General features: G+C 63.4%; 29 protein-coding genes. 15 read left to right on the top strand and 14 right to left on the bottom strand.

Annotated elements, in window-relative coordinates:
- Window positions 1-83: 83 nt before the first annotated feature.
- Window positions 84-536, bottom strand: coding sequence for a PACE efflux transporter (locus GC1_RS16015; protein ID WP_019298265.1), 453 nt, complete (start codon window positions 534-536; stop codon window positions 84-86).
- 97 nt (window positions 537-633) lie between these two features.
- On the opposite strand from GC1_RS16015, the gene GC1_RS16010 reads away from it, so the two are divergent.
- The 3 genes from GC1_RS16010 to GC1_RS16000 all read left to right on the top strand — a co-directional run bounded on the left by GC1_RS16010 (window position 634) and on the right by GC1_RS16000 (window position 3411).
- Window positions 634-1530 (top strand): LysR family transcriptional regulator, encoded by an 897-nt coding sequence (locus GC1_RS16010; RefSeq protein ID WP_019298264.1) that lies wholly within the window; start codon window positions 634-636, stop codon window positions 1528-1530.
- A 124-nt stretch (window positions 1531-1654) separates the two neighbouring features.
- Complete coding sequence (gene pheS, locus GC1_RS16005; RefSeq protein ID WP_019298263.1) at window positions 1655-2728, top strand: phenylalanine--tRNA ligase subunit alpha; 1074 nt, start codon at window positions 1655-1657, stop codon at window positions 2726-2728.
- Window positions 2729-2907: 179 nt separating this feature from the next.
- Window positions 2908-3411: a hypothetical protein gene (locus GC1_RS16000; RefSeq protein WP_019298262.1), complete on the top strand. Its 504-nt coding sequence runs from the start codon at window positions 2908-2910 to the stop codon at window positions 3409-3411.
- Window positions 3412-3611: 200 nt separating this feature from the next.
- Here GC1_RS16000 and GC1_RS15995 read toward each other — a convergent pair whose 3' ends face one another.
- Window positions 3612-4742 (bottom strand): DUF2652 domain-containing protein, encoded by a 1131-nt coding sequence (locus tag GC1_RS15995; protein ID WP_019298261.1) that lies wholly within the window; start codon window positions 4740-4742, stop codon window positions 3612-3614.
- Between the two features lie 179 nt (window positions 4743-4921).
- Here GC1_RS15995 and GC1_RS15990 point away from each other — a divergent pair, with 179 nt between their 5' ends.
- Both GC1_RS15990 and pheT read left to right on the top strand, forming a co-directional pair.
- On the top strand, window positions 4922-5737 hold the full coding sequence (locus GC1_RS15990) for an alpha/beta hydrolase family esterase (RefSeq protein ID WP_019298260.1): 816 nt from the start codon (window positions 4922-4924) through the stop codon (window positions 5735-5737).
- An 89-nt stretch (window positions 5738-5826) separates the two neighbouring features.
- On the top strand, window positions 5827-8223 hold the full coding sequence (gene pheT / locus GC1_RS15985) for a phenylalanine--tRNA ligase subunit beta (RefSeq protein ID WP_019298259.1): 2397 nt from the start codon (window positions 5827-5829) through the stop codon (window positions 8221-8223).
- 102 nt (window positions 8224-8325) lie between these two features.
- Here pheT and GC1_RS15980 read toward each other — a convergent pair whose 3' ends face one another.
- Window positions 8326-9219: a LysR family transcriptional regulator gene (locus GC1_RS15980; RefSeq protein ID WP_019298258.1), complete on the bottom strand. Its 894-nt coding sequence runs from the start codon at window positions 9217-9219 to the stop codon at window positions 8326-8328.
- Between the two features lie 87 nt (window positions 9220-9306).
- Between GC1_RS15980 and GC1_RS15975 the strand changes: the two genes are divergently transcribed.
- The 5 genes from GC1_RS15975 (at window position 9307) to GC1_RS15955 (ending at window position 12328) form a co-directional block, all read left to right on the top strand.
- A complete protein-coding gene (locus GC1_RS15975) occupies window positions 9307-9942 on the top strand; it encodes a class I SAM-dependent methyltransferase (RefSeq protein WP_019298257.1) in 636 nt (211 codons plus the stop codon).
- A 47-nt stretch (window positions 9943-9989) separates the two neighbouring features.
- Window positions 9990-10652: a phosphoribosyltransferase gene (locus GC1_RS15970; RefSeq protein WP_019298256.1), complete on the top strand. Its 663-nt coding sequence runs from the start codon at window positions 9990-9992 to the stop codon at window positions 10650-10652.
- Window positions 10643-11092, top strand: a complete 450-nt coding sequence (locus GC1_RS15965) for a YtoQ family protein (protein ID WP_029205037.1) — start codon at window positions 10643-10645, stop codon at window positions 11090-11092. Before GC1_RS15970 ends, GC1_RS15965 begins: the two co-directional genes overlap by 10 nt.
- Entirely contained in the window at window positions 11089-11616 is a 528-nt protein-coding gene (locus tag GC1_RS15960) for a GNAT family N-acetyltransferase (protein WP_019298254.1), read from the top strand. Before GC1_RS15965 ends, GC1_RS15960 begins: the two co-directional genes overlap by 4 nt.
- A gap of 175 nt (window positions 11617-11791) precedes the next feature.
- On the top strand, window positions 11792-12328 hold the full coding sequence (locus GC1_RS15955; protein WP_019298253.1) for a hypothetical protein: 537 nt from the start codon (window positions 11792-11794) through the stop codon (window positions 12326-12328).
- A 98-nt stretch (window positions 12329-12426) separates the two neighbouring features.
- Here GC1_RS15955 and GC1_RS15950 read toward each other — a convergent pair whose 3' ends face one another.
- The 5 genes from GC1_RS15950 to ald form a co-directional block, all read right to left on the bottom strand.
- Window positions 12427-13233 carry a mechanosensitive ion channel family protein gene (locus tag GC1_RS15950; RefSeq protein WP_019298252.1) on the bottom strand — a complete coding sequence of 269 codons (807 nt, stop codon included), beginning with the start codon at window positions 13231-13233 and terminating at the stop codon, window positions 12427-12429.
- A 78-nt stretch (window positions 13234-13311) separates the two neighbouring features.
- Window positions 13312-13743 carry a large conductance mechanosensitive channel protein MscL gene (mscL, locus tag GC1_RS15945; RefSeq protein WP_019298251.1) on the bottom strand — a complete coding sequence of 144 codons (432 nt, stop codon included), beginning with the start codon at window positions 13741-13743 and terminating at the stop codon, window positions 13312-13314.
- 146 nt (window positions 13744-13889) lie between these two features.
- Window positions 13890-14783, bottom strand: a complete 894-nt coding sequence (locus tag GC1_RS15940) for a hypothetical protein (protein ID WP_019298250.1) — start codon at window positions 14781-14783, stop codon at window positions 13890-13892.
- Window positions 14784-14976: 193 nt separating this feature from the next.
- On the bottom strand, window positions 14977-15573 hold the full coding sequence (locus GC1_RS15935) for a LysE family translocator (RefSeq protein WP_029205036.1): 597 nt from the start codon (window positions 15571-15573) through the stop codon (window positions 14977-14979).
- 138 nt (window positions 15574-15711) lie between these two features.
- Window positions 15712-16830, bottom strand: coding sequence for an alanine dehydrogenase (gene ald / locus GC1_RS15930; protein ID WP_019298248.1), 1119 nt, complete (start codon window positions 16828-16830; stop codon window positions 15712-15714).
- 139 nt (window positions 16831-16969) lie between these two features.
- On the opposite strand from ald, the gene GC1_RS15925 reads away from it, so the two are divergent.
- Entirely contained in the window at window positions 16970-17428 is a 459-nt protein-coding gene (locus GC1_RS15925; RefSeq protein ID WP_008556791.1) for an Lrp/AsnC family transcriptional regulator, read from the top strand.
- A gap of 68 nt (window positions 17429-17496) precedes the next feature.
- Here GC1_RS15925 and GC1_RS15920 read toward each other — a convergent pair whose 3' ends face one another.
- Window positions 17497-18336 carry a CPBP family intramembrane glutamic endopeptidase gene (locus GC1_RS15920; RefSeq protein WP_019298246.1) on the bottom strand — a complete coding sequence of 280 codons (840 nt, stop codon included), beginning with the start codon at window positions 18334-18336 and terminating at the stop codon, window positions 17497-17499.
- A 193-nt stretch (window positions 18337-18529) separates the two neighbouring features.
- On the opposite strand from GC1_RS15920, the gene ppk2 reads away from it, so the two are divergent.
- The gene (ppk2, locus tag GC1_RS15915; RefSeq protein WP_019298245.1) at window positions 18530-19447 is read left to right on the top strand and encodes a polyphosphate kinase 2; all 918 of its coding nucleotides are present in this window, start codon (window positions 18530-18532) and stop codon (window positions 19445-19447) included.
- 67 nt (window positions 19448-19514) lie between these two features.
- Here ppk2 and GC1_RS15910 read toward each other — a convergent pair whose 3' ends face one another.
- Together GC1_RS15910 and rpsU are read right to left on the bottom strand one after the other, a co-directional pair.
- Window positions 19515-20702, bottom strand: coding sequence for a CAP domain-containing protein (locus GC1_RS15910; RefSeq protein ID WP_019298244.1), 1188 nt, complete (start codon window positions 20700-20702; stop codon window positions 19515-19517).
- Window positions 20703-21439: 737 nt separating this feature from the next.
- On the bottom strand, window positions 21440-21646 hold the full coding sequence (gene rpsU, locus GC1_RS15905) for a 30S ribosomal protein S21 (RefSeq protein WP_005614280.1): 207 nt from the start codon (window positions 21644-21646) through the stop codon (window positions 21440-21442).
- A gap of 116 nt (window positions 21647-21762) precedes the next feature.
- Between rpsU and GC1_RS15900 the strand changes: the two genes are divergently transcribed.
- The 3 genes from GC1_RS15900 (at window position 21763) to GC1_RS15890 (ending at window position 24554) form a co-directional block, all read left to right on the top strand.
- Window positions 21763-22464 carry a COQ9 family protein gene (locus GC1_RS15900; protein WP_019298243.1) on the top strand — a complete coding sequence of 234 codons (702 nt, stop codon included), beginning with the start codon at window positions 21763-21765 and terminating at the stop codon, window positions 22462-22464.
- 152 nt (window positions 22465-22616) lie between these two features.
- On the top strand, window positions 22617-23432 hold the full coding sequence (locus GC1_RS22000) for a methyltransferase domain-containing protein (protein ID WP_019298242.1): 816 nt from the start codon (window positions 22617-22619) through the stop codon (window positions 23430-23432).
- A 138-nt stretch (window positions 23433-23570) separates the two neighbouring features.
- Entirely contained in the window at window positions 23571-24554 is a 984-nt protein-coding gene (locus GC1_RS15890) for an NAD(P)H-quinone oxidoreductase (RefSeq protein WP_019298241.1), read from the top strand.
- Window positions 24555-24622: 68 nt separating this feature from the next.
- Here the strand turns inward: GC1_RS15890 and GC1_RS15885 are convergent, their stop codons facing one another.
- The 3 genes from GC1_RS15885 to GC1_RS15875 form a co-directional block, all read right to left on the bottom strand.
- Window positions 24623-25480 carry a DUF2189 domain-containing protein gene (locus tag GC1_RS15885; protein WP_019298240.1) on the bottom strand — a complete coding sequence of 286 codons (858 nt, stop codon included), beginning with the start codon at window positions 25478-25480 and terminating at the stop codon, window positions 24623-24625.
- A 134-nt stretch (window positions 25481-25614) separates the two neighbouring features.
- Window positions 25615-26151, bottom strand: coding sequence for a hypothetical protein (locus tag GC1_RS15880; protein WP_019298239.1), 537 nt, complete (start codon window positions 26149-26151; stop codon window positions 25615-25617).
- A 75-nt stretch (window positions 26152-26226) separates the two neighbouring features.
- Window positions 26227-26874, bottom strand: a complete 648-nt coding sequence (locus tag GC1_RS15875; RefSeq protein ID WP_019298238.1) for a ribonuclease T2 family protein — start codon at window positions 26872-26874, stop codon at window positions 26227-26229.
- Window positions 26875-26890 lie beyond the last annotated feature (16 nt).

Genomic DNA, 26890 nt, shown 5'->3' with positions numbered 1-26890 from the left:
TCCTCCGGTTGCTGCTGAATGGGATGCGCTGTGCCGCGCGCCGCAAGTATAGCATAAAACCGCAGGCTCTGCCGGGCGGCAGGTCAGGCGCTGCTGTTCTCCGCCGCTGCGACCGGGAACAGGCGGTCATAGGCGAGGGTGAAACCGTAGGTGTAGACCACCACGAAGGAGGTCACCGTCAGGTCTGCGGCCAGCGCCTGCAGCAGGCCCAGGTTCAGCCACCAGATATAGACCGGAAGCGAGGTCAGCAGCAGCGTTGCCTCGAACCCTGCGGCATGGAGCAGGCGGCCCAGCGGCGAGCGGTCGCTGGCGACCCGGCCTGCTCTGGCATCCGCGTGATCGAAGATCCAGTTGTAGAGGAGGTTCAGCAGCATTGCCTTCACGGACAGGAAGGCGCCCAGGAGGCCGATGTCGCTGAGCGGTTTGTCAAAGAATGCTGCGCCAACGGGCACCAGCATTGCCATCAGCAGGATTTCGAAGCTGAAGGTATAGCGCAGCCGGTCCCTTGCGGTACGCATTGCAACTTTGCCTGCCATTCTGTGCCTCCTTTTGAAGTCTGGGCGTTGTCTTTGTTCTATCCCTATTTCATGATGCTTCCAGTCAGTATGTATCTGAAAATCAGATGGGTGGTCCATGATGTCTCCGGAAACCCTGCAGGCCTTTGTGTTGGCCGCCGAACTGGGCTCCTTCTCAGCCGCGGCGCGCAGGATGGGCAAGGCGCAGTCGGCGGTGTCCACTGCAATTGCCAATCTGGAGATCGACTGCGGCCTGCAGCTGTTCGACCGCAGCGGACGGTCGCCTGCGCTGACAAAGGCGGGCCGCGAGATGCTGCCGCATGCGCACGGCATTCTTTTGGGTCAGCGGGAGTTTACCGCCAAAGCTGCGTCGATGGCCGAGGGGGTGGAGGACAGCCTGTGCCTGGCAGTGGAGCAGGGACTGAACCAGGCGCCGCTGCTGGAGGCGCTGCGCGGCTTTGCCGAGGCCTTTCCGCATGTGGCGGTGGAGATTCTGTCGGCGGGACCCAATGATACGGCCGCATTGCTGAAGGAAGGCCGCGCCGATCTGGGGCTGATGACGGAGCAGGAGAGCTACCCGGAGGGGTTCCAGTTCCGCGGCGTTGGCCACACGGTGGCGGTGCCGGTTTGCGGGCGGGATCACCCGCTGGCTGCCCTTGGCCCCCTCGCGCACCGCGACCTGCGGGCGCACCGGCAGCTGGTGCTGCAAAGCCGCTCGCAGGAGGCCCGCTGGCTGATCGGTGAGGCCTACAGCGCCTCTCTCTGGTGCGCGGAAAGCCCGGGGATGATTATCGAGCTGCTGCGGCAGGGGCTGGGCTGGGCCGAACTGCCGCTGCCCGCGGTGCAGCCGCATCTGGACAGCGGCGCCCTGGTGCGGTTGCGCTATGGATTCCAGCAGAGCGATGCGCTGGCCGGCATCGACGTGGTCTGGACGTCGCAGCGGGTGCTGGGGCAGGCCGGGCAATGGCTGCAGCAGCACCTGTTAAGGCTGCCGCAGGAGGCGTGGCGGGGGTGACGGCTTCTGGCTCCGGTCCGTCGCGGCGCGCCGTGGTGACACACCGCTGACGCATCGGTCCCCGCCCTCTTGCTTTCGCGCGCCCTTGTGGTAGCAGGGCACAAGCAGAATTCGAGGGGCCGTGATGGACGATCTTAAAGCCAAATACCTGGGTCAGATTGCAGAGGCCGCCGACGAGTCGGCGCTGGAGGCGATCCGCCTTGCCGCCGTCGGCAAGAAGGGCGAAGTGGCGCTGAAGATGCGCGAGCTGGGCAAGATGACCCCGGAAGAACGCCAGGTGGCCGGTCCCGCGCTGAACGCGCTGAAGGATGAGATCAACTCGGCGCTGGCAGCCAAGAAGGCCGGCCTGGAAGATGCCGCACTGGATGAGCGCCTGCGCACCGAATGGCTGGACGTGACCCTGCCGTCACGCCCGACCCGCCATGGCAGCCTGCATCCGATCAGCCAGGTGCAGGAAGAGATCACCGCGATCTTTGCTGAGTTGGGCTTCTCGGTTGCCGAAGGGCCGCGGATCGACACCGACTGGTACAACTTCGATGCGCTGAACATTCCCGGCCACCATCCGGCGCGCGCCGAGATGGACACGTTCTACATGCACCGTGCCGAGGGCGACGACCGCCCGCCGCATGTGCTGCGCACCCATACCTCGCCGGTGCAGATCCGCTCGATGGAGAAGATGGGCGCGCCGCTGCGCATCATCTGCCCGGGCGGCGTTTACCGTGCCGACTACGACCAGACCCACACGCCGATGTTCCACCAGGTCGAAGGCCTGGCGCTGGACAAGGACATCTCGATGGCGAACCTCAAGTGGGTGCTGGAGGAGTTTGTCAAATCCTTCTTCGAGGTGGATGACGTCGAGCTGCGCTTCCGCGCCTCGCATTTCCCCTTCACCGAGCCGTCGGCAGAGGTCGACATCCGCTGCTCCTGGGAGGGCGGCACGCTGAAGATCGGCGAGGGCGACGACTGGATGGAGATCCTCGGCTCCGGCATGGTGCACCCCAAGGTGATCGCCGCCGGCGGCATCGACCCGGAGATCTACCAGGGCTTTGCCTTCGGCATCGGCATCGACCGCCTGGCGATGCTGAAATACGGCATCCCGGACCTGCGCGCCTTCTTCGACAGCGACCTGCGCTGGCTGCGCCACTACGGTTTCCAGAGCCTGGACATGCCGGCGCTGCATGGCGGTTTGTCGCGGTAAGCCGCCCATAGTTTCAGACCTTCCGTCCGGCCGAGAGGCCGGGCAGCGCCCGCCCCGCCCCCCACGGGGCGGGCGCTGCCCTCGGTGACGCATTGTGCAGGTGCAATTGCGCTTTGCACGCAACGGGCGCTATGCTCCCCTCGATACTGTAAAAAGTTTGATTTGAGGGTTTTGAGCGAATGGCTTCTGCTGAAGTGATGACCGCCTGCGAGAATGTGTGCGGGGATTTTGGGTGGCTGTTTGATTGGCTAAAAGAAATAGCAGGTAACCCCGTTTGGGCGTTGTTTCTTGGAGGCTTGATCTCTCTGGCGATCTGGCGAATGCAAACGAAGTTGGCGTTCGAGCTGGAGCTAAAACGGGAAAAGAGAGAGCTATACCGCAACTTTATTCGTCAAATCGGAAAAGCTGCTAGAGTAAAGCATGAAGCCGATGCTGATGGTTGGGATTTGAACCCGGAAGTAAGGAAGCTTTGGGCGCTGCAAAAAGAAATTGTGCTGGTTGGTTCAATCGCGTCAAGTGAGACCAGTCAGGCCGTTCTTGCTGCTCTTGAAACCCTTTTCGAAGAAGTATCACCACGGGTCACTTCCTTAGACGGCTTAGAGCGAAGCCTGGACGAAAATGTTTTGTTTGCGAGTGACCGAATGGTTGACGCAATGAGGCGAGAAATCGGCACAGATTTTTGAATGAAGCCCCAGCGCGGAACAAGGCCGGGAGGCCGCCGCGCCATCGCTTGCCTCCCGGCGATTGCCCGCAAGGGCAGGCGATTTGGTGACGCAGGCGAAACGGCTGGACGTTCTACGGACTAGGCCGACATAAATTGCCAAACGCCAATGCCGGTTCGTCTCCCCGCGGTCAGGCGGTGGCGAGGCTTGAGCGTGACACTTCAAGCAGGCGCGGCTGCTGGTGCGCCGCCCAGCCGTTCTCCCAGTGCCTTGATCTTGGACACCCGGTTTTCCTTGTCCGGAATGATGAAGCCGCGGAGCTTGCGGTTGATCATGCCGGCCATCAGCTTGCCCAGGAGCTTGGGGGAACGCGTCTTGGCATAGCGCAGCTTGACCAATGTTCCGCCGCCGACCTCCTCCATCTCGATGGTTTCATACATCATCAGGCCCATCGGCAGGTTGTAGCGGCCGGTGACATATTCGCCGGGGTTCCAGTCCAGCACTTCGTAAGGAAACAGCGCGTCGCCGTGGTAGCAGTGATACATCGTGCCGGGTTCGATCTTGCCCTTGTTGGTGTTCAGCAGGTCCATCTTGTCGGCGCCCAGCCATTCGGTGCGCAGATCGGGGCGGGTGCAGATGGTAAAGGCGATCTCAGGCGAGACGGCCAGCGGGACGATCCATTCGTCAAACAGCAGGTCATCCGTGGCGCCGACAAAGCTGCGCTCGGTTGAGCGGCGGCGCTGCCAGGCCACACGCATGTCGCGCACCACGTACTCAACCGGGCCGATGTGTTCGATGTCCTCGCTGTGAAACTCGCTCTCCTCAAAGAAATCGACCAGATCCATCGCCCGCAGCGCATCGCAGGAAATAAGCGTATAGGCGGTGAGGCCGGTGCGTTCGGTGACCGAGTTCTTGAGCAGCCGGAAGGCGGTGATCACGTCGGGGCCGGCCAGCTCGTTGCTGCCCCTTGTGTCCTGCAGGATGCATTCGCCGTGATGCACCACCAGTTTCAGCTCCAGATCGCCGATCTTGCTGCAGGCATCGCAGGTGCAGCCGGTGTTGAGGATCATTTTCTCCTTCTCGCGGGCGAAAATGCAGTAAAGGCTTTCGGCAAAGTCGAGGATGAACTGCTTGGTCATCACCTCGCTTTCGAAGGCATAGGCAAAGACCGCATCGCCCTGCAGGCCGGAGATCTGAAGCGGTGCGCGGATAGCGGGGATCAGGCTGCCGAAGAGCGCATCGAGGATGCCCTTGGAATGCTCCAGCGGGGTGCCGGCCATGAATTTGGTGTAGCCCGACAGGTCGGCAATGACGAAGAAGGCGTTTTGAACCCCGGAATGCTGATCCGTCATCGGTGTCTCCCTGGCAGTGAGGGGATCAGTATGCGCGAAGATGGGGGAATCTCAAAACATCGCGTGCCGGGAATGTTTGAGGGGTGGGCTGCCAGTTTGCGGCCAGGCATCGGCGCCGCCGCACAGGCCCCACAAACTTGTGACGTGACAGCTGCGGCGTTGTGGCTACCCTAGGGCGAATGATCCGAGCAGTTCTTTCTCTCTCCGCCGCCCTGCTGTGGGCTACTGCCGCTGCCGCCATGGGGCCGTCAAAACCCGCTGAATGCCTTGGCGCAACGCCCTGCGAACTGGGTGACCGCTCCTATCATGTGATGGAGCCGGAGGGCTGGGACGGGACCTCGTCTCTGCCGGTGCTGCTGCACTTCCATGGCTGGTCCCGCACCGGGCGCCATGCGCAGAAAAGCGAGCGGGTGGGGGTCTCTGCCAAGCGGCGGGGTGTCTTACTGGTGACGCCGAACGGGCGCAATAAGACCTGGGATTTCTGGTCCGCGGAAACAGATGACGTAGCTTTTGCCGACCGGGTGCTGGCGGACGTCGCCAAACGCTACCCGGTTGATCCGGATCGCATTTACGTCTCCGGCTATTCCTATGGCTCGGCCATGGCCTGGCGTTATGTCTGCCACAGCGGCAACGATGTCGCCGCACTTCTGGCGGTGGCCGGAACCATCCAGCAAAGCGAGGACTGCCCTGAGGCCCCGCATGAGGTGCGCCATGTGCACGGGCTGAAGGACAGGGTGATGGATTTCCCCTATGGCCCCGGCGGCGAGCGGACCTATCCGGTGGCGCTATGGCGGGCGCGGCTGGGCTGCGGCGCGGCGCGGGCGCTGGGGCAATGGCAGGTGGTGGAGTTCCTCAAGCTGGACCGCACGGTCTGGGCGGGCTGCACGCAAGGGCAGGTGGTGCTGGACACCCATCCCGGCGGTCATTTCATCCCGCATGGCTGGATCGGGCGGCAATTGGATGAGCTTTTGAACCTCACTCCCAGCTATCCTTGAGTGCTGGCGTGCTGAACCCTTGAACCTTGGCGCATTCTTTGCCATTGCCTCAGGTCAAACACGCATGTCTGCCAAGGGGTCCCCGACCGATGAAATTCACGCTTTCCTGGCTGAAAGACCACCTCGACACCGACGCCTCGGTGGAAGAGATCACTGATGCCCTGACCGATCTGGGTCTTGAGGTCGAAGAGGTCGTCAATCCGGCGGACGCGCTGAAGGATTTTACCCTCGGCTATGTGAAACACGCCGAGAAGCACCCGGATGCCGACAAGCTGCGGGTCTGCAAGGTGGACACCGACGAAGGCGAGCTGCAGATCATCTGCGGCGCACCGAACGCGCGCGAAGGCATCACCGTGGTGGTCTGCAAGCCGGGCATGTATATCCCCGGCCTCGACATCACCATCGGCGTCGGCAAGATCCGCGGCGTTGAGAGCTTCGGCATGATGGCCTCCGAGCGCGAGCTGGAGCTGTCGGAAGAGCATGATGGTATCATCGAGCTGCCCTCCGGCGCGGTTGGCGACAAGTTCGTGGACTGGCTGGCTGAGAATGATCCGGCCAAGGTCGATCCAGTTATTGAAATCGCGATCACCCCGAACCGCCCCGATGCGCTGGGCGTCTATGGTATTGCCCGCGACCTGGCAGCGCGCGGCCTCGGCACACTCAAGACCCGTGCGTTTGAGGCGATCCCGGGCGACTTTGCCAGCCCGATCAAGGTGACCATCGACGCCGACACGCTGGATGGCTGCCCCCTGTTTGCGGGCCGGGTGATCAAGGGCGTGAAGAACGGCCCCAGCCCGCAGTGGCTGCAGGACCGGCTGAAGGCGATCGGCCTGCGCCCGATTTCGGCGCTGGTGGACATCACCAACTTCTTCACCTTCGACCAGAACCGCCCACTGCATGTGTTTGATGCCGCCAAGGTCGCGGGCGATCTGCGCGTTCACCGCGCGGCTGGCGGCGAGACGCTGAAGGCGCTCGATGAGAAGGAATACACCTTTGGCGCGGGCCAGATGGTGATTTCCGATGCCAATGGTCCCGAGAGCATCGGCGGCATCATGGGCGGCGAGGAGACCGGCTGCACCGAGGAAACCGTGGATGTGTTCCTGGAGAGCGCGTTCTGGGATCACGTGCAGATCGCCATGGCGGGCCGGGCGCTCAAGATCAACTCCGACGCGCGCTACCGTTTTGAGCGCGGTGTCGATCCGGAATACACCATCGAGGGCCTGCACCGCGCGACCCAGATGATCCTGGACCTGTGCGGCGGCGAGCCGTCCGAGGTCGTGATCGCGGGCGACGTGCCGGATCATTCCCGCGCGTACAAGCTGGATGCGGATCGTGTGCAATCGCTGGTGGGGATGGAAATTCCGGAAAGCGACCAGCGCCAGACCCTGACCCGCCTGGGCTTCCGTCTGGAGGGCAGCATGGCGCATGTGCCCAGCTGGCGCCCGGACGTGCAGGGCGAGGCCGACCTGGTGGAAGAAGTCGCGCGGATTGCTTCGCTGACCAAGCTGGTGGGCAAGCCGCTGCCGCGGCTGACCGATGGCATCCCGAAGCCGGTGATGACACCGCAGCAGCGCCGCCAGCAGATGGCACGCCGCACCTGCGCCAGCCTCGGCTACAACGAAGTTGTCAGCTACAGCTTCATCGACAAGGCCTCTGCTGCGCTGTTCGGCGGCGGCGATGATGCCACAATGCTGGCCAACCCGATCTCTTCCGAGATGTCGCATATGCGCCCGGACCTGCTGGCAGGCCTGCTGCAGGCTGCGGCCCGCAACCAGGCGCGCGGCTTCATGGACCTGGCGCTGTTCGAGGCAGGCCCTGCTTTCACCGGCGGTGAGCCGGGCGAGCAGGTCAATCAGATTGCGGGCCTGCTGGTTGGCCGCACCGGGCCCAAGGACGTGCATGGGGCCTCGCGCGCAGTGGATCTTTATGATGCCAAGGCCGACATCGAGGCGGTTCTGGCGGCCATCGGCGCCCCGGCCAAGGTGCAGGTCCTGCGCGAAGGTGCCGCCTGGTGGCACCCGGGCCGCCATGGCCGCATCTGTCTGGGGCCGAAAAAGACCCTCGGCGTCTTTGGCGAGCTGCACCCGAAGGTGCTGAAGGAGATGGGCATCAAGGGGGCCGCCGTGGCCTTCACCATCTTCCCGGATGAGATTCCGCTGCCGCGCAAATCCTCTGCCACCCGCCCGGCGCTGGCAATCAGCGATCTGCAGGCGGTGGAGCGGGACTTTGCCTTTGTCGTCGATGATAGCGTCGAAGCGCTGACCCTGGTCAATGCCGCGGCAGGTGCCGATAAGGCGCTGATCGAGGGTGTGCGCGTCTTTGACGAGTTCATCGGCGGCAGCTTGGGCGAGGGCAAGAAATCGCTGGCGATCACTGTGCGGCTGCAGCCCAGCGACAAGACGCTGAAGGAAAAGGACATCGAAGCGGTGAGCGAAAAGATCATTGCCAAAGTGAGCAAGGCTACCGGCGGCACCCTGCGGGGGTGACGGCGGGTCCAAGGCTTTTTGAAAAGCCTTGGCAAAAGTTTTGAGGAAAACTTTTGGGCGGCTCCCGGTTCCGGGGCCGCCCTTTTCCTTTGCGGCGGCGGTTCAGAACCGCATCTTCAGCCCAGTCAGGTAGTCGGCCAGAATGTCGAACACCAGGCGGATGCGGCGGCTGGTGTGCAGCTCGCGGTGGGTGGCCAGCCACAACGGGAACTCCAGCGTGGGCAAATCTTCCAGGTCCAAGGGCTCCACGTCGGGGCTTTTGCGGGCGATGGCATCCAGCATCGGCACAATGCCGAATCCCTGCCGTACCAGTTCCCAGGCCGCCAGGCCGCTGGTGGAGCCGACAGGGAAGTTCCCTTCGCTCAGCCGGATGCCGAGCGGCTCCAGGTAGCCGAGGAACTGAGGAATGTCGCCGAAGGACACGAAATCATGGGTGCTGAGGTCGGCGCGGCTGCGCGGGGTGCCGCGGCGTTCCAGATAGCTGCGGGCGGCATAGAAGCGGGCAGTGGTGTCCTGCATTTTGCGGGCGATCAGCTCCGGCTGTTCCGGGCGGACGTGGCGGACCGCGATATCGGCCTCTCGGCGTTGCAGGTCGCGGATGTCGTCCGCCGCAACAATCTCAATCCGCAGCCGCGGAGCCTGCTGGCGCAGCCGGTCCAGCACCCCGGGCAGGATATGGGCCGAGATGCCGTCGCTGGCAGTGATGCGCACCAGCCCCTCGATGGTCTGCGCCTGGCCGGTCGCGGCCAGCGCCAGACCGTCGGCGGCCTCGCCCATCCTGCGGCTGTGCGCCAGCAGTTCCCGCCCGGCTTCGGTGAGGGCCAGTGACCGGCCAAGGCGTTCGAACAGCAGCACGCCCAGCTCTGCCTCCAGTGCCGCAACCTGGCGCGACAATGTCGGCTGGGTGAGACCAAGCTTGCGTGCTGCTGCCGACAGTGAGCCGGTTTCAGCAGTGGCGAGAAAGGCACGGATATGGTTCCAGTCGGGGCTAATCATGCAAATACGTATAACACCCCTGCGGATTTCGGCAATTTATCCGTGGTTAATGTATAGATAGGGTGCGGGCAGCCAAGGAGACATGCGATGACCGCTGATGCCCGCTTTTGGAACAAGATCGCCCCGAAATACGCCAAGTCCAAGATCCGCGACATGGACGCCTACCGCTATGCGCTGGAGCGGACACGGTCCTATCTCAAGGCGGATGATACGGTGCTGGAACTGGGCTGCGGCACCGGCTCCACCGCCATTGAGCTGGCCAGCGGCGTCTCCAAAATTCTTGCAACCGATCTGTCTGAGGCGATGCTGGAGGTCGGCCGAGAGCGGGCTTGGGATGCAGGTGCCGGCAATGTCGAGTTTCAATGCTGCAGTGCCGGGCAGGCGCCTGAGGGGCCGTTTGATGCGGTCCTGGCGCATAACCTGCTGCATCTGCTGCCGGATCTGGAGGAGGTCCTGGACGGCGTCGCGGCACGGGTGAAGCCCGGCGGGCTGTTCATCTCAAAGACTCCCTGCTTGGGCGAAATGCGGGGCAGCTGGAAATACTGGCTGTTTTCGGCCGCCATTCCGCTGATGCGGCTGGCAGGCAAGGCGCCCAGCTTTGTGGACTTCATCGATATCCGCAGGCTGGAGGCCGCGGTGCAAAGGGCAGGGTTCGAGATCATCGAGACCGGGAACTACCCGGCCGATACCCCCGGGCGGTATCTGGTGGCGCGGCGGCGCTGAGGTTTGCCTTTGCAGCTTCCGCGCTAGGTAACGGGGTGGAGGCCGACATGTTCGAGGACCGGATTTCTGCCGGGCTTCAGCTGGCGGGTAAACTGGCTGAGCTGCCGATGACGGACCCCGTGGTGCTGGCGCTGCCGCGGGGCGGGGTGCCTGTGGCACTTCCCATTGCGCAGCAGCTGGGCGCGCCTCTGGATCTGATCCTGATCCGCAAGATCGGCATGCCCTCCAACCCGGAGCTGGCTGCGGGGGCCTTGGCCGAAGGCAGCAATCCCATTTTCAATGGCGCGCTCTTGCAGGCCACCGGCATGAAGCCGGAAGATTTTGCACCCCATGTCGCGCAGGCCCGGGAAGAGAACGCCGCCCGCCGTGCCAGCTACTTGCAAGGCCGCGATCCGGTGGAACTGGAAGGCCGCACTGTGATCGTGGTGGACGACGGGATTGCCACTGGCGCGACCTTTATGGCGGCGCATTTCTGGCTCAAGGAACGCAAGCCCGCAGGGGTGATCCTGGCGGTTCCGGTTGCACCGCCGGAAGCGGTGGACGAACTGGGCTCCTTGGTGGATACTCTGGTCTGTTTGCTGAGCCCCAAGGAGTTTTGGGCGGTCGGCGCGCATTACAGGGATTTTACGCAAACCAGCGATGACGAGGTCATGGCCGCACTGGCCGCGGCCCCGGACGCTGGCGCAGGAAAGGACAAGACGTGGCATTGAATGTTTATCTCTCGGGCGAGATTCACACGGACTGGCGGGAACAGATCGTTGAGGGTGCAAAAGGGCTGGAGGTGAGCTTCAGCGCACCGGTGACGGATCACGACGCCAGCGATGATTGCGGCGTGGCGGTGCTGGGGGCCGAAGAGAACAAGTACTGGCACGACCACAAGGGCGCGATGGTTAACGCGATCCGCACCCGCAAGGGGATTGCGGACGCCGATGTCGTGGTCGTGCGCTTTGGGGACAAGTACAAGCAGTGGAACGCGGCCTTTGACGCGGGCTATGCCGCGGCGCTGGGCAAGTCGATCATCGTCCTGAGCCCGCCGGAGCATCAGCATGCGCTGAAAGAGGTTCATGCCGCTGCGCTGGCGGTGGCAGAGGAGCCGCGCCAGGTGGTCGAAATCCTCACCTATGTGCTGACCGGCAAGCTGCCTGCATGACACCTCCCGTGCTTGAGACGGAACGGCTGATCCTGCGCCCGCACGGGGTGCAGGATTTCGAAGCCGTGGCGGCACTTTGGGCGGAGCCGGAGGTGGTGCGTTTCATCTCCGGGACACCCTCGGCGCCGGAGGAAAGCTGGACAAGGCTGCTGCGTTACATCGGTCACTGGCAGGCGCTGGGCTATGGCTACTGGGCGGTGACCCTGCGGGAAAGCGGCCGGTTCATCGGCGAGGTGGGTTTTGCCGACTACCAGCGCAGCATGGAGCCGCCGCTGGCAGGGGTGCCGGAAGCGGGCTGGGTGCTGGCGCCGGAAGTGCATGGGCGGGGAATGGCTACCGAAGCGGTTGGGTGCATCCACGAGTGGGCGGCAGAGGCCACGGACTGGGCGGAAACCGCCTGCATCTTCGATCCGGCCCATACGGTGTCGCACCGGGTGGCGCTGAAGCTGGGGTATGCACCTGCGGGCGAGGCCCTGTATCGGGGCAACCCAACTTTGGTCATGAAACGGCCTGTCAGCCGGTGAAGCTGGAAACATTCCTGTATTTCAATGTTTTGCGGTGTTCGAATTGCACTTGGAAAAGCTGTGATCGCTGGAACGGAGCAACGGTTCTTTAACGGGAGCGGGCTAGTTTTCCCGTGACAAATAATAGATCGAAATGGCACCGCTCTCTCCGGAGGGCGGTGATCGGGACTGCTGAATGACGAACCGCCGCCGCCCTCCCATGCAAGTCACCCCGCTGGTCGAAGATGCGGGGCTGTTCAAGCGCGAGGTGCGCGATGTGCCGGTGGAGCTGGTGCCGGTGTTCAGCCGTAACAACCGCGGCGATCTGGTGGTGAAGGGGCTGGTCAGCCCGGGCGCCGAGATTGAGGTGATCTTTGCCGGCCGCCGCCTGCGCGAAGCGGCCAGCCTGGTGGAGCGGATGAGAAAGCTGCGGGCACAGGGCGCGCGTGCCGCCCTGAACGGCCATCAGGCGATGATGCAGATCCGCCAGCTGCGGCTGCCGGTGCAGGTGCGTGGCACCTGGCGCTTCCGGTTTCAGCCAGACGCTTCCGGCTGGGAAGTGAAGAGCTACCAGCTTATTGCGGCGCAGTGGGCGTTTACCGATCTTGAGGGGTACAAGGTGCTGGCCGGCTGGCCGCCGGCAGAACCTGAAAACAGAGTGCAGGACCGCGCGCGGGAGGCCAGAGCCCGGAATGCGGCTGTTCGCGCTATGCAGGCCGCGCGGGAACGTTGATCCGCTGAACCCGGAACGCGGAAACGCCCCGCCAAAGGCGGGGCGCCAGGCCCAACGGGGTGCGGCCCCGGCAGGGGCCAAAGTCAGGCGGGAGCGCCTCAGCCCGCTTTCTTGATTTCCACCGCATGGGGGTAGGGGATGGAGATGCCCTTGGCATCAAAGGCTTCCTTCACGCCCTGAGTGAGGGCGAATTTCACCTCCCAGTAATCATCCGCCTTGCACCAGACCCGCGCTGTGAGATCGACCGAGCTGTCGCCCAGGTTGGTGACCCGCACCCAGGGTTCCGGATCTTGCAGAACCCGTGCGTCTGCGGTGGCCTGTGCCAGAATGACCGCCTTGGCGGTGTCGGCGCTGTCGCCATAGTCGATGCCGAACACCAGGTCGACACGGCGGGTAGGGTGGTGCGAGAAGTTGGTGATGACCGAGCCCCAGGCCTGGCCGTTGGGGACGATGATCTGCACGTTGTCCGGTGTTGCCAGCTCGGTCACGAACAGGTTCACGTCCTTCACCGTGCCGGCGGTGCCGCCGATGTCCACATACTGGCCGATCTTGTAGGGGCGGAACAGGATCAGCATGAACCCCGCCGCCAGATCGCTAAGCGTGCCCTGCAGCGCCAGGCCGATCGCCAGTGTGGCGGCGCCCAGCATCGCTACCAGGCTGGTGGCCTGAATGCCGAAGATGCCGAGGATGGCAACCAGCACCACCGCCAGCAGCGCCCAGCGGATCATGCTGGCAGCGAAATTGCCGAGCGTCGGGTCGATCTGCGGTGTCCTATTGATGCGGTTACGCACCGCGCCGCTGATCCAGCCGGTGGCGATCCAGCCGAGGATCAGCACCACCAGCGCCTTGACGCCGCTTACCAGCAGCGGCCAGTAGGCCCCGGCCTGTTCAATCAATTGTTCCATCAGTTTCAATCCCTTGCAAACGCGCTAAAGGAGCGGAAGCCCGCCCCTTTGCAATTCCTTGATGCCGGTGCACCGGCGTTATTTTTTCAGCGAGTCGCGGATTTCCAGCAGCACGTCAAGTTCTGTCGGCCCGGCGGGCGCTTCCTCTGCCGGAGCCTCTTCCTGCCCCTCCATCGCGTCGCGGGCGCGGTTCACGGATTTGATCAGCAGGAACACCACCCAGGCGATGATCAGGAAGTTCAGCACCGCCATCAGGAAGGAGCCGTAGGCAAAGACCGAGGCACCGGCTTCGCGCGCGGCCTCCAGCGAGCTGTAGCTGGCGCCATCGCCACCCAGCACGGCGAAGTTGTTGGTGAAATCCACCCCGCCGGTGAACAGGCCGATGATCGGGTTGATCAGATCATCAACCATGGACTTCACGATCGCGGTGAAAGCGGCACCGATAATGATCCCCACCGCCATATCCATCACATTGCCCTTGGCAATGAAGGCCTTGAACTCGTCCAGCATATCCGTTTCCTTTCCATCCCTGCCGCGCTGTTTATGCGCTTCAGGCTAGGAGCGGCGTTTCACTCTGTAAACGGGGAATATCAGGCTGGAAACGCCTCAACCGCAGGGCGGCATAAGGGGCGGCCGCCGGGCCGCCCCTGGGGAGATCATAGCAGCTCGAATTCGTCTGCACCCAGATCCTCTTCAGCCTCCGGATCTGCCTCTGCGTGATCCTCCAAACTCAGTGCTGCCATCAGGTCCTGACCGGCCAGGTCTCCGGTGGCTTCGAGAGCGTCGTCATAGGCGGCCAGCAGGTCGTCCGCACTTTGGAAGCCGCCCTCCGGCGCGTCGATGCGGTGCAGCTCTTCCTGCGCGCCGTCCTCTCCGGTTCCGTAAAACACCACCGACTGCACAGCGGACAGGTCACCGCCGATATCTTCCGACAGGAAGTAGGACAGGTAGTTGTCAAACGTCGGTTCCGTGCCTTCGGGCAGGGCGGGGATGCTGTAGGGGTTCGGGTCCGGTTCTTCGTCCAGGATGAAAGTGCCGCCCAGCGGGTCGCCGGAGTCCGAGAACACCTCGCCGAAGAAGACCTTCTCATAAGTGGGCTCTTCCGGGTCCTCGGGCTCTTCCGGCTCCTCCGGATCGCCGCTCACGCCTTTGATGGAGCCTGCGTCATTGGTGGTGGAGGTGGCGCGGATGCCGAAAATGTCGATCTCGTCCAGGCTTTCGATGTCCAGCGAGACCGTCATCGTGTCACCGGTCTGCAGGTAGGTTTCCTTATCTTCGCCCTCCGGCCCCAGGCCGGGGTCGCTCAGCTCCGTGGCTTCGTCCCATTGCACCTTTTCGCCGTCCAGGCGGGTGCCGTTCATGTTCAGCGGGCCGCTCAGAGACTCGCTGGAGCCGGAAAAATCATCATCCCCGAAATAGATGGCGTTCACGTCCATGGCGCCTTCGTCGACGGTGATGTCAGCAAAGAATTCGCCGTTTTCCTCGTAAACGGTGACGGTGTAGGCAAGGCCGTCCACCGCGTAGGTAAAGATCTTGGAAGTCTCGGGCATTGATTTGCTTTCACTCGTGACCGGAAATGATTACGCGGGCTTGCCCTGCCGGCCGCTGCTGTCCGGACATGCCGCAATTTCACAAATTTGCCTCATTTTTAACAAAATTGGGGTGAACTAAAAACCACCTCTGCGGGAACAAAGCTGGCTGATTGTCTCCATTGGGTAAACGGCAAATGAGTCGTTCCGGTCTTCAGGGCAGCAGCATCCAGACCGCAACCGCCGCCAGAACGGCGCCGAACAGCACATTCAGCCGGCGGGCGCCGGCGGAGGTTCGGAACAGCTTGGCGATCCTGCCGTCGGCCAGGGCCCAGACCGTGAAGGCCAGCAGGTTGTTGAGAGTGAAGACGGTTGTGATCAGCAGCACCGGCAGCAGCCGGCCGTCCTCCTCCTGGGCCAGGAACTGCGAGAACATCAGCGCGATGATCACGTAGGCCTTGGGGTTCAGCACCAACAGCACCGCCCCATCTGTGAAACCGGCCGGCTGCGGCTCCTGTGCGCCGCTCAGCACCCCGGCCCGGACCAGTTTCCAGGCGAGCCACAGGACATAGAGAGAACCTGCGGTCTTGAGCACCGCAAACAGCTGCGGCGCCTGGTCCATAACTGTCAGGAAGCCCAGCCCGATCGCAGCTGTCACGATCCAGGTCGCCAGGTGGTAGCCTGCATTGGCCGGAACGGTGGCAGCAAAGCCGAAGCGCGCGGCATTGGCGGCAAAGAACAGGTTGCCGGGACCGGGGCTGTAGGCCAGCGGAAACAGAAACACGATCAGAGCGGCGGCGGTCTGGAGCATCTGGAAAACCTCTTGGTGCGGCTCCAGAAACGCCATTTCCGCAGGTCCGGTCGATCCGGTTCTTGCGCAAAGGGGCACAGAAAAAGCCCCGCCGGTTTGGCGGGGCTTTCTTTGGATTTCCTGCCGTACAGCGGGAAGTTACAACTTGATTGCGTCTTCCGCAGAGATGCAGTCCAGGCCCAGGGCCTCGCCGACCGCGGCATAGGTCAGCTTGCCGGCGTGCACGTTCAGGCCGTTCAGCAGGTGACGGTCGTCGGCGCAGGCCTGACGCCAGCCCTTGTTGGCCAGGTTCAGCATGAACGGCAGGGTCGCGTTGCCCAGTGCCTGGGTCGAGGTGCGTGCCACGGCGCCCGGCATGTTGGCCACGCAGTAGTGCATGATGCCGTCGACCTCATAGATCGGGTCGGCGTGGGTGGTTGCCTTGGAGGTCTCGAAGCAGCCGCCCTGGTCGATGGCGACGTCCACCAGCACTGCGCCCGGCTTCATCTCAGAAAGCTGTGCGCGGGACACCAGTTTCGGCGCTGCCGCACCGGGAACCAGAACCGCGCCGATTACCATGTCGGCGTCGCGCACCAGCTCGGCGGTGGCGCCGGCGGTGGAGTACTGGTTCTTGAAGGTGCGGCCGAAGACGTCGTCCAGATACTTCAGGCGGGTCAGCGAACGGTCGAGGATGGTGACATCCGCGCCCATGCCAGCCGCGATCTTGGCTGCGTGGGTGCCGACAACACCGCCGCCGATCACCACCACCTTGGCCGGGGCCACGCCGGGGACGCCGCCCATCAGCACGCCGCGGCCGCCGTTGGCCTTCTGCAGGGTGTACGAGCCAACCTGCGGTGCCAGACGGCCGGCCACTTCCGACATCGGCGCCAGCAGCGGCAGGCCGCCGCGGTCGTCGGTGACGGTCTCGTAAGCGATTGCGGTACAACCGCTTTCCAGCAGGTCGTGGGTCTGTGCCGGATCGGGTGCCAGGTGCAGGTAGGTGAACAGCAGCTGGCCTTCGCGCAGCATCTTGCGCTCAACCGCCTGGGGTTCCTTCACCTTGACGATCATGTCGGCGGTGGCAAAGATTTCCTCGGCAGTGTCCAGGATCACGGCACCGGCGGAGACATAGTCCTCGTCGGTGAAGCCTGCGCCCAGGCCGGCGCCTTGCTGGATGACAACCTCGTGGCCGCGCAGGACGGCCTCGCGGGCGGCGTCCGGGGTCATGCCGACGCGGAATTCCTGCGGTTTGATTTCGGTGGGGCAGCCGATTTTCATCTGAGTATCTCCTCAAAACTCTCTGCGGTCATAATGCCGCAGGCAGCCCGGAATGTGCTGCTTATTTGGGCAGAATAAAAACATGCGTTTCGAAGATTCTTCGCGTAATATGGCAGGACACAGCAAGGATCTTCGCAAAATGTCGCTGGACGAAACAGATCGTCGCATTCTCTCGGTTCTGCAAAAGCAGGGGCGCATCTCCAACGCGGACTTGTCGGAGCGGGTGAACCTGTCGGCCTCGGCCTGCCACAGGCGGGTGCAGCGGCTGGAGGCGGAGGGCTATATCCGCGATTATGTTGCCTTGTTGGATGCGCGCAAGATGAACGTGCCGTCGACGGTGTTTGTGGAGATCACCCTGTCCGGCCAGGCGGATGAAGTGCTGGACGCGTTTGAGAAGGCGGTGTCTCGGATTCCGGATGTGCTGGAGTGCCATCTGATGGCGGGGACGGCGGATTACATTCTCAAGGTGGTGGCGGAGAACACCGAGGATTTCGCTCGCATCCACCGCCAGCACCTGGCGCGGCTTCCGGGGGTGGCGCAGATGCAGTCCAGTTTTGCATTGCGCACGGTGTTCAAGACCACGGCGCTGCCGGTCTGAGGCAGGATATTGGGGGGTGGCATGCGTGCACCCCCTGTGCACCCCCTGTGCACCGGGGAGGCGGATTTTCAGGCCGGGCCGGGGTAAGTGAACAGCAAAAGGTGGGTGAGGTTGAAGGCGAAGTGCATCAGCACCGGCACGTAAAACCGCCCCGCGCCCCAATAGCCCAGCCCGCAGGCCAGCCCCAGAAGCGCGGCGAATGCGGCCACTGCAGGTCCGGCGCCGATGTGGGCGAGGCCGAACAGCAGGCTGGCGGCGGCGATGCCTGCCGCCGGGCCGAAGCGGCGGCTGAGGCCTTGCTGCAGGTAGCCGCGGAAGAAGGCTTCCTCTGCCAGGCAGGTGAGCAGCAGGTTTGAGGCCATCCACAGCGGGAGCCAGTCCGGCAGCGATGGCTCCAGTTCCAGCGCGCCGGTGAGCAGGGCCAGCGGCAGCAGGGCGGCGAGGATCAGAAGGCCGGAGATCAAGGCGCGCCTGCCTGCCGGATCATTGCGCTGCAACAGGGCAGGCCAGGCCAGCAGCAGAGCGAAGACCACCAGCGGCTTGTCGAGGTTCAGGTGCAGGGAGTACGGCGCGCTGGCGGGACCGGCCTGCACCTGGTCCAGGATCAGAAGGTTGCGCACTCCCGGCAGCAGATGTGCGCCAAGCGCCAGCGACCACAGCACCAGCACCGCGTGGCCGATCAGCCCGGCAGGGCCGCGGGTGCGGGGGATGAAGGCGGCAAACAGCAGCCCGGTGGCCAGCGCCATCAGCGCGATTGGTTCCAGATGCCCGAGGGCCAAAGCAACGCCGCCGAAGACCGCGAGCAGGGCAAAGGCCAGTCCGCGCTGGCCGCTCCAGCCGGCAGCAAGCGCCGCCATCAGGATCAGCCAGGGCCAGGTTTGGGGCAGGGAGGATAGAACAAAGCTCATGGCGTGCACATAAAACGCTCATCTGCCCGGTTTCCAGCAGGTGGCGCAGGGGCATTGCTCTTTTTGCGCTTGAACCTGCCCGGGAATTCCGCTTGCCTTAAAGGAAGCTGCAGCCGGGCGGGTGACATCAAGCCGTCATATAGAGCCGCTAGACAGCAGCACTTGCACCAGCTGACAAGGAAGGAACCCGCCCGTGACCCGCGAATTTGAGACCGCCTCTCTCGACTGGCTGGAAGCGGAACTGCAGGACACGCTGGACGAGGACATCGAGATCGAGTTTTCCGAGCCGATGCTGAGCCAGGAGATCCGCAAGGTCTACCGCGAGCAGCACCCGGAGATGCTGGACCGGCAGGTTTATTTCCGCAACCTGCTGCGGCTGCAGGCGGAGCTGATTAAGGTGCAGGACTGGGTGCAGCACACCGGCGCCAAGGTCTGCATTCTGATGGAAGGCCGCGACAGCGCCGGCAAGGGCGGGGTAATCAAGCGGATCACCCAGCGGCTGGACCCGCGGGTGGCGCGGGTTGTGGCACTGCCGGCGCCGAACCGCCGCGAGCAAAGCCAGTGGTATTTCCAGCGCTATGTGCCGCATCTGCCCGCAGGCGGTGAGATCGTGCTGTTCGACCGCTCCTGGTATAACCGGGCCGGCGTTGAGCGGGTGATGGGCTTTGCCAGCGAAGACCAGGTCGAACAGTTCTTTCAGGACGTTCCCGAATTCGAGCGGATGCTGGTGCGCTCTGGCATTATCCTGCTGAAGTACTGGTTCTCGATCACCGATGAGGAACAGCAGCTGCGGTTTTTGATGCGCATCCACGACCCGATGAAACAGTGGAAACTGTCGCCGATGGATCTGGAGAGCCGGATCCGCTGGGAACAGTACACCAAGGCCAAGGAGGCGATGTTCAAGCGCACAAACATCCCCGAGGCGCCCTGGTACATTGTCGAGGGCAACGACAAGAAGCGCGAGCGGCTGAACTGCATCGAGCACCTGCTGACCAAGATTCCTTATGAAGAGGTGCAGCACGAGAAGGTCGAGCTGCCGGACCGCAAGTACAATCCGGATTACGAGCGCCAGGTGCTGCCGGATGAGCTGTATGTGCCGAAGATCTACTGAGACATGACGGAACAGCAGAAAGGGGCGTGCCTAGGCGCGCCCCTTTCTTGTTTGCCCGGTGGGAGTATCAGAACAGGAAGTCGCCGGAGTTCAGCTGCTGTTCTGTGATGCCGGCCAGCAGCATACTGTCGCCATCGCTGTCGGTGATCAGCAGGCCGTTAGCGGTCTGAGTGGTGTGGTTGTTCATCAGGTCGCTGTAGCTGGTGATACCGTCGGCATCGCCCAGGTCGATCCGCTCGCCGCTGGTGTTCACGCTGAAATCGGTGACGGTGTCATTGCCGTTGCTGAAGATAAACAGGTCAGCGCCGCTCTTGCCGGTCAGGCGGTCATTGCCGTCGTCGCCGTCCAGGGTATCCTTGCCGCTGCCGCCATACAGAATGTCATTGCCGGTGCCGCCCCACAGCTTGTCATTGCCGTAGCTGCCCCGCATGGTGTCGTTGCCGCTGCCGCCCCAAAGCCGGTCGTAGCCGGCCCCGCCGCCGATGGAGTCATCGCCGCCGTTCCCGGAGATTTTGTCGTAGCCTTCATCGCCGAGCAGGGTGTCGCGTCCGGTGCCGCCGTACATGCGGTCGCCCTGGCTGCCGCCCCGCAGGTTGTCGTTGCCGCCCTCGCCATAGACGGTGTCATTGCCTTCGTTGCCCTTGAGGCTGTCGTTGCCGCCGCTGCCGGTCAGCTTGTCGTCGCCGTCCAGGCCGTCCAGCGTACCGGCGCTGCCCAGGGTCAGGACATCGTCGCCCATGGTGGGCTGGCTTGTGCCGCCGCCACCGCCACCGCCGCCGGAGCCGCCGCCCGACCCGGTGTCCAGCTGCAGTTCGGCGCTGGTCTTGGCGAAGTTCTGGGTGACCATCACGGCATCCCAGCCTTTGAAGTTGCCCTGCTCGATGCCGATGCCGATCACTTCGACATTGGCGTTCAGGATGTTGGCGCGGTGGCCGGGGCTGTTCATCAGCGAATTGTGCAGGTCGATCACGTCATCGGCCAGGCCGGGCGCGCCGCGCTCGCTTTGCCAGGCGATGTTTTCCGCCCAGGTCCAGCTGCCGGAGAAGACAAAGCCCGCGTCCTTCATCCGGTCGCCGGCGCTGGAGCCGCCCGAACCGGTGTGCGAGAACACATCCGCTTGCAGCATCCATTCGCTGTGATCCTCGGCGGAATCATTGAGCCGCAGCTCCAGCTGTACCGGGTTAAGCCCGCGCGAAGTGCGCTCGGCGTTGATCAGCTCGAGCATCTGCCGCTCGAGTTCGCTTGCCTGTGACATCGTTAACTGCTCCATGAGTGTGCCGGACCTCCGGCGGTGCGCCATCCGGTTAAAGGAAATTGTTTCCGCCGAAAGTCGGACGGGGCGGTTTTGCGGTTTTACGGCGGAGGCCTGCCCGTTGAGCGGCGGACGGTACGCGGATTTCTGCGCGTTTTGCCGGTTTGGACCGTTGCGGCCCCGCCACGGAGGCCGGCGGCAATTGTCTGCTGCCTTGCCGGCCACTTGACGGGGGCGGGGGATTCGCCCTGGCGCACGGGCAGCAGGCAGGCGGCGAGGATGGAATCAGAGGCCTGGAAACGGTCCGGACGCTGCCGGGGGGTGGCAGCGTCCGGTAAAATTGAAAACCCGGGAGAGACGAGCCTTGTTTGCAGGGACCAAGACCAGCGCCGGTAATCGGGGGGAAGCGCCGTCTGCCCAGGGTTTCGGGTAACCGGGAGTTCCAAGCCCGGCCGGCGGGGCAATGGTTAGGGAAACGCAACTGACTTGCCCTGCCGTGATCCCTGTATAGCAGAAGGTGGCAGGGAAATACACCCTAAAGATGTATTTGTAATCAATTTGATATTTTTACGTGTGCCGCAAAGGAGGCAGACCGGCCTGCCGGGGCGCTGGGCTATCCGAAAGGGGTGCCGCAAATGACAAACCCCCGGGCAGGGCCGCGGGGGTCGTCTGAACGTATGTTCCGGCGTGATCCGGGGATCTGCCGTAGTGCTGTCCAAAGCTGGAGAGCAAGGGTATGCTTAGAGCAGACCTTCGCGCTGGGCTTTCTTGCGTGCCAGTTTACGGGCACGGCGGATCGCTTCAGCTTTCTCGCGCGCTTTTTTCTCGGACGGCTTTTCGAAATGTTGCTTGAGCTTCATTTCGCGGAAGACGCCTTCACGCTGCAGCTTTTTCTTCAGGGCACGGAGCGCCTGATCGACGTTGTTGTCGCGAACACTAACCTGCATGTGGTTTTCACCACCTTTCTAAGTTGAGTTGCAAGGATTTGCAGGAGGTGGCCGTATAGCAAAGCGCGCAAATTTTGTCTAGTAGGGTGTCAGCACGCCGCAAGCGGGAGGGTGAGATGACCGAAGACCACGATCACGCACAGGACGATATCAAGGATAAACTGCTGGATGCGGCGCTGAATCATGTGCCGTTTGACGGCTGGTCGGAGGTGACCTTCCGCGCCGCCTGCCAGGATGCGGATGTGCCGGAGGTGCTGGCCCACGCGGTCTGCCCGCGCGGCGGGGTCGACCTGGCGCTGGCGTTTCACGCCCGCGGTGATTCGCGGATGCTGGCGCGGCTGCAGGCAGAAGACCTGTCCGGGATGCGCTTCCGTGACAAGGTGGCGGCGGCGGTGCGGTACCGGCTGGAGGCGGTCGAGGACAAGGAAGCGGTGCGCCGCGGCACCACGCTGCTGGCGCTGCCGCAGTATGCCGGCGATGGCGTCAAGGCGATCTGGACCACCTGCGATCTGATCTGGGACACGCTGGGCGACGGATCGGACGATCTGAACTGGTACACCAAGCGCGCCTCGCTGGCCGGTGTCTATTCCGCCACCGTGCTGTACTGGCTGGGTGATGACAGCCTGGAGCATCAGGCGACCTGGGATTTTCTGGAGCGGCGCATTGATAATGTGATGGACTTCGAGAAGCTGAAGGCCGGTCTGCAGAAGAACCCGCTCCTGAAGCCCTTGTTGGTGGGACCGAACTGGCTGGCCGAACAGATCAAGCCGCCAAAGGGGCGCGATGATCTGCCGGGGTCGGTTGATCCCCGGCGGTAGGGCAGCGGGCTGGCCCGGTTTGCTGCTTCCCGCTGGATTGAGAAATCCGGTTCACCCGCCCGCGGGCACCGGGTGTAGACAGAATGCCGATGTGATTCCAGAATTGGTGCCAAGTTCCCTTTACTTGGTATTCCGGTTGGAGAGGAAACACGATGGCGGATATCTTTCAGTCGCTCGATACGCTCGACAGTGAAAAACTGCAGATGGTCGTGGATCGCCTGGAGTACCGGGGCACCTACCCGCCTTTTGTTGCCATGCGGGAACGGTATTTTGACCGGCTGCCGCTGGAGCGCTGCCGCGAGGTGCTCGATATGGGATGCGGAACCGGCGTTGTCACCCGAGCCTTGGCGGCGCGTCTGCCCGGGGAGGCCCGTTTGACGGGAACCGACTTTTCCGCAGAGCTGATCGGGGTGGCCCGGCGGCTGGCTGCCGAGGAGGGTCTTGACGGCCGGATCTCATTTGACGTTGCCGATAGTCACGGCACCGAGGCAAATCAGGACCAATACGACCTGGTTGTGCTGCATACGCTGCTCAGCCACGTCACCAGCCCCGCCCAGGTTCTGAAGGAGGCCGCCCGTGTCACTGCCTCGGGTGGCCATGTGGTGGTCTTTGACGGCGACTATGCCTCGATCACACTCGGCGCAGGCGATCCGGCTCTGAATGACGAAGCGCTGCAGGCGTTGCTGAAAACCGTTGTGGCCCACCCGCGGGCGATGCGCCAGTTCCCTGAACTGGTTGCCGGGTCGGGCCTGGAATTGGCGGATTTCCTGCCTGAGATTCTCGCCGAGGCCGGTAAGGCGGAGTTTTTCGAGAGCATGCTGGACAGCTACAGGCCCGCGATGGTGGCGGCGGGCCACATCAGCGAAGCGGCAGCGCGGCAGTGGTCGGAGACGCATCATGCAGCCTCAGCCGCGGGAACCTTTTTCGGGTCCTGCAACTTCGTGTCCTATATCCTGCGCAAGCCCTGACAACGGGGAATCCGCCCTGCTGTTGCAAGGCCCCGGGATGGCGCTGTCCGCATTCCGCCCCAACTGCGGCGCCTTTGCTGTTTGCGCGCATCGGGCCGGATGCTAGGCAGGAGGCAAGGATCAGGAGGATATCAGCCGATGACAGAGATGATGCGCGCGGTGGAGATCAGCAAACCCGGCGGGCCGGAGGTGCTGCAGCTGTGCCAGCGCCCGGTGCCGCAGCCGGGCCACGGCGAGGTGGTCATCAAGGTGGCCTACGCCGGCGTGAACCGCCCCGATGCGCTGCAGCGCGCAGGCGCCTATGATCCGCCCAAGGGCGCCAGCGACCTGCCGGGGCTGGAAGCCTCCGGCGAGGTGGTGGCGGTGGGCGCAGGCGTCAGCGGCCTTGCGGTGGGCGATCTGGTCTGCGCGCTGCTGCCCGGTGGCGGTTACGCGGAATATGTGGCTACGCCTGCGGCGCATTGCCTGCCGGTGCCGGAAGGGCTGGACCTGAAACAGGCAGCGTGTTTGCCAGAGACCTTCTTTACCGTCTGGTCCAACGTTTTCACCCGCGGTGGTCTCAAAGCCGGGGAGCGGTTTCTGGTGCATGGCGGCTCGTCCGGCATCGGCACCACCGCCATCCAGCTGGCCAGGGCGTTCGGGGCGCGGGTGTTTGCAACTGCGGGTTCGGATGAAAAATGCCAGGCCTGCCTGGACTTGGGCGCGGAGCGGGCGATCAACTACCGCGACGAGGACTTCGTCAAGGTGATGCGGGAGGAAGGCGGCGCCGATCTGGTGCTGGACATGGTCGGCGGCGATTACATCCCGCGCAACATCAAGGCGATGGCCGAGGACGGGCGGCTGGTGCAGATCGCCTTTCTGCAAGGCCCCAAGGTGGAGCTGAATTTTGCCCTGATGATGGTCAAGCGGCTCACGCTGACCGGATCTACCCTGCGCCCGCAGAGCGACCTGGCCAAGTCGCAGATTGCGCAGGATCTGGCGGAGGCGGTCTGGCCGCTGATCGAAGCGGGCAAGGTGGCGCCGGTGATGGACAGCGAATTTACGCTGGAGGAGGCCGCTGCGGCCCACGCCCGGATGGAAAGCTCCGGCCATATCGGCAAGATCGTCCTGAAGGTGGCCTGACGGCCTCAATCAGTCACAGCAAAGGGCCGGCGGATGCGCCGGCCCTTGTTTTTTTTGGCGTCACATGTTCACTCCACCGCGCGCCGGTACAGATGCCAGGTTGCATGCCCCAGCACCGGCACTACGATGATCAGCCCGGCCAGGAAGGGGATTGATCCGACGATCAGCGAAACGCCGACGATCACACCCCAAGCCATGCAGACCATCGGGTTCTTGCGCAGAACCTTGATCGAGGTTGCCACCGCCACCGGCAGGCCGACATGGCGGTCCATCAGGAGCGGGAAGGACACCAGACTCATCGCCAATGCGGCAAAGGCAAAAACCGCGCCCACGATGCCGCCGCTGATCGACATCATCCAGCCCTCGCGGGTGGTCAGCACATCGCCGATAAAGCCCATGATCGAGGCCGGCGGCTCCGGACCCAGGGTGCGGCTGTAGATCATGTCCGCCGCCACAAGCCAGATGATGAACAGGGCTGCCAGATACAGGCCCAGCACCAGGATAGCACCAAAGGAGGGCGAGCGGATCACCGCAAAGGCGTCCATCCAGCGGGTCTCCAGCCCGGCCTCGCGGCGCGAGGACATTTCATAAAGCCCGACCGCTGCGACGGGTCCGAGAATGGCGAAGCCCATGATCATCGGCACGATGAGCGGCAGCAGGTTCATCGACAGGCTCATCACGATGAGCGCGATGCCGATGATTGGGTAAAACAGCACCAGGAACATCGCGTCGGAGCGGCAGGCGGCAAAATCCTCCAGCCCGGCGGCCAGCGAATGGATGATGTCGTCCATGCTGAGCTTGCGTGCTTCGGGCATTGCCGCGGCGCCGGTGCTGCGCATCTCGCCGACTGTTTGGCCAACGTGGTGGGAGGTGGTCTCTGCACCCTGCAGAAGCCAGCTGAGCGGGTTACCGATTGTTTTTGCCATGCGCTTCCTCCTTCTCGCTGACCAAAACGGAGTGCCGTTCAGGCAGGGCCGGGCGCGGCACAAGGGTAATTGTAGCACGAAATGCGGCGATTTCCGCTTCACAGGCTATTTACTGCCGGTAAAATTGTCTTGGATCAGTTCAATGCTCCAAGGCGGGCGAGAACCTCGTCAATTGCCTCCACTTCGGTTTCGCACAGCAGTTTGGTGACCTGCGTGCTATGGCCCCCGAAAAACGTCTGGACATAGTGGCCGCGCCAGCCCGTTCCGGAGCATCTTTTCAGAAAGAGCTGGTCGTTGCCGCTGTAGTTGATGTGGTGGCGCCCCAAGGAGAACTCACGGTAGTTTGAATTGAACTCCGCCACCCCGGCAAAGGGCAAGAAGCCTTCGAACCCCTGAGCCAGAAATGGATCCTCAAAATACACGGCTTCGTGGTTTTCTTCTCTGAAAAAGACGTCCAGGCGACCGGAATGATCGAGCAGGTACTCAAAGATCAGGGAGGTATCTGCCGGAATTATCCTGCTGTGCCCGGTTTTTCCGCCGGGCCGGGGTCCGTCCGTGGCAACATAGTCGCTGCCGACCGCAAGACAGGAAATGCGGCCTGCAGTCAGCCTGTCCTGCGCAGAGGATGGCGCCGCAGCGACTGTCAGCAGAAGCGCAAAGAGGACCCTCATCGTAATTTCTCCTGCGCAACAGTCTAGCAAACTGGCGCGAGTGTGTCATCGGTCCCCCGAAAACAGCAGGTGGTCTCAGCGCATAGGAGCAAAGCGGGCGTTCTTCAGCGTGCAGTCCTTGATCACGTCCCGCCCGCAGGGCACCGGCTCCAGTGCCTTGGACAGGCAGATGCGGGCCTCCTGGATGGCGCCGTCGCGGCAGGTGATGGTCAGGCTGTCGCGCGTCAGGTCCGGGTTTTCCTGCAGGAACGCCTGTTCAACGACAGAGGCGGGCAGGGTCACGGGCTTCTCAAGCCTGCGGAAGGCTGCGGGGCGGGTGATGCGCCCGTAGGCTTCGCGCATGGCTGTGTAATAGTCCCGCGCGCTGAGGCCAGAGCAAGTGCCGTGTTTTTTCCACTGGTGCCAGGCGAGGCCGGCGCTGCCCATGATGCCGGCCATGTCCCGGCTCATTGCACGGCTGGGCGGCGCCTCTGCGGTGCGGCAGTAGCTGGGCCAGCCGCGGTGGTATTGCGGCCAGAGGCCATGCAGGGTCCAGCCGTAGTCATGGCGGGCGTCACACTGGTCCGCATTGCGTGCATCACCTTCCAGCGCACACCAGTTCGGCGACCAGCTGAGCGACAGCACGTAATAGTCGAAGTCGCCCGCAGTTTCGCCGTCTGCCGCGGCAAGGGCGGGCAGCAAGGCAAGAAGGGCCGCAAAAACACCTGTGAACAACTTGCGCATTGGCCTCTTTCCTTAT

It is taken from the genome of Leisingera sp. ANG1 (genome assembly GCF_000203975.2).
GTDB lineage: Bacteria > Pseudomonadota > Alphaproteobacteria > Rhodobacterales > Rhodobacteraceae > Leisingera.
The sequence above is the reverse complement of the archived record's forward strand: the minus strand, read 5'-3'. Positions and strand labels throughout refer to the sequence as shown.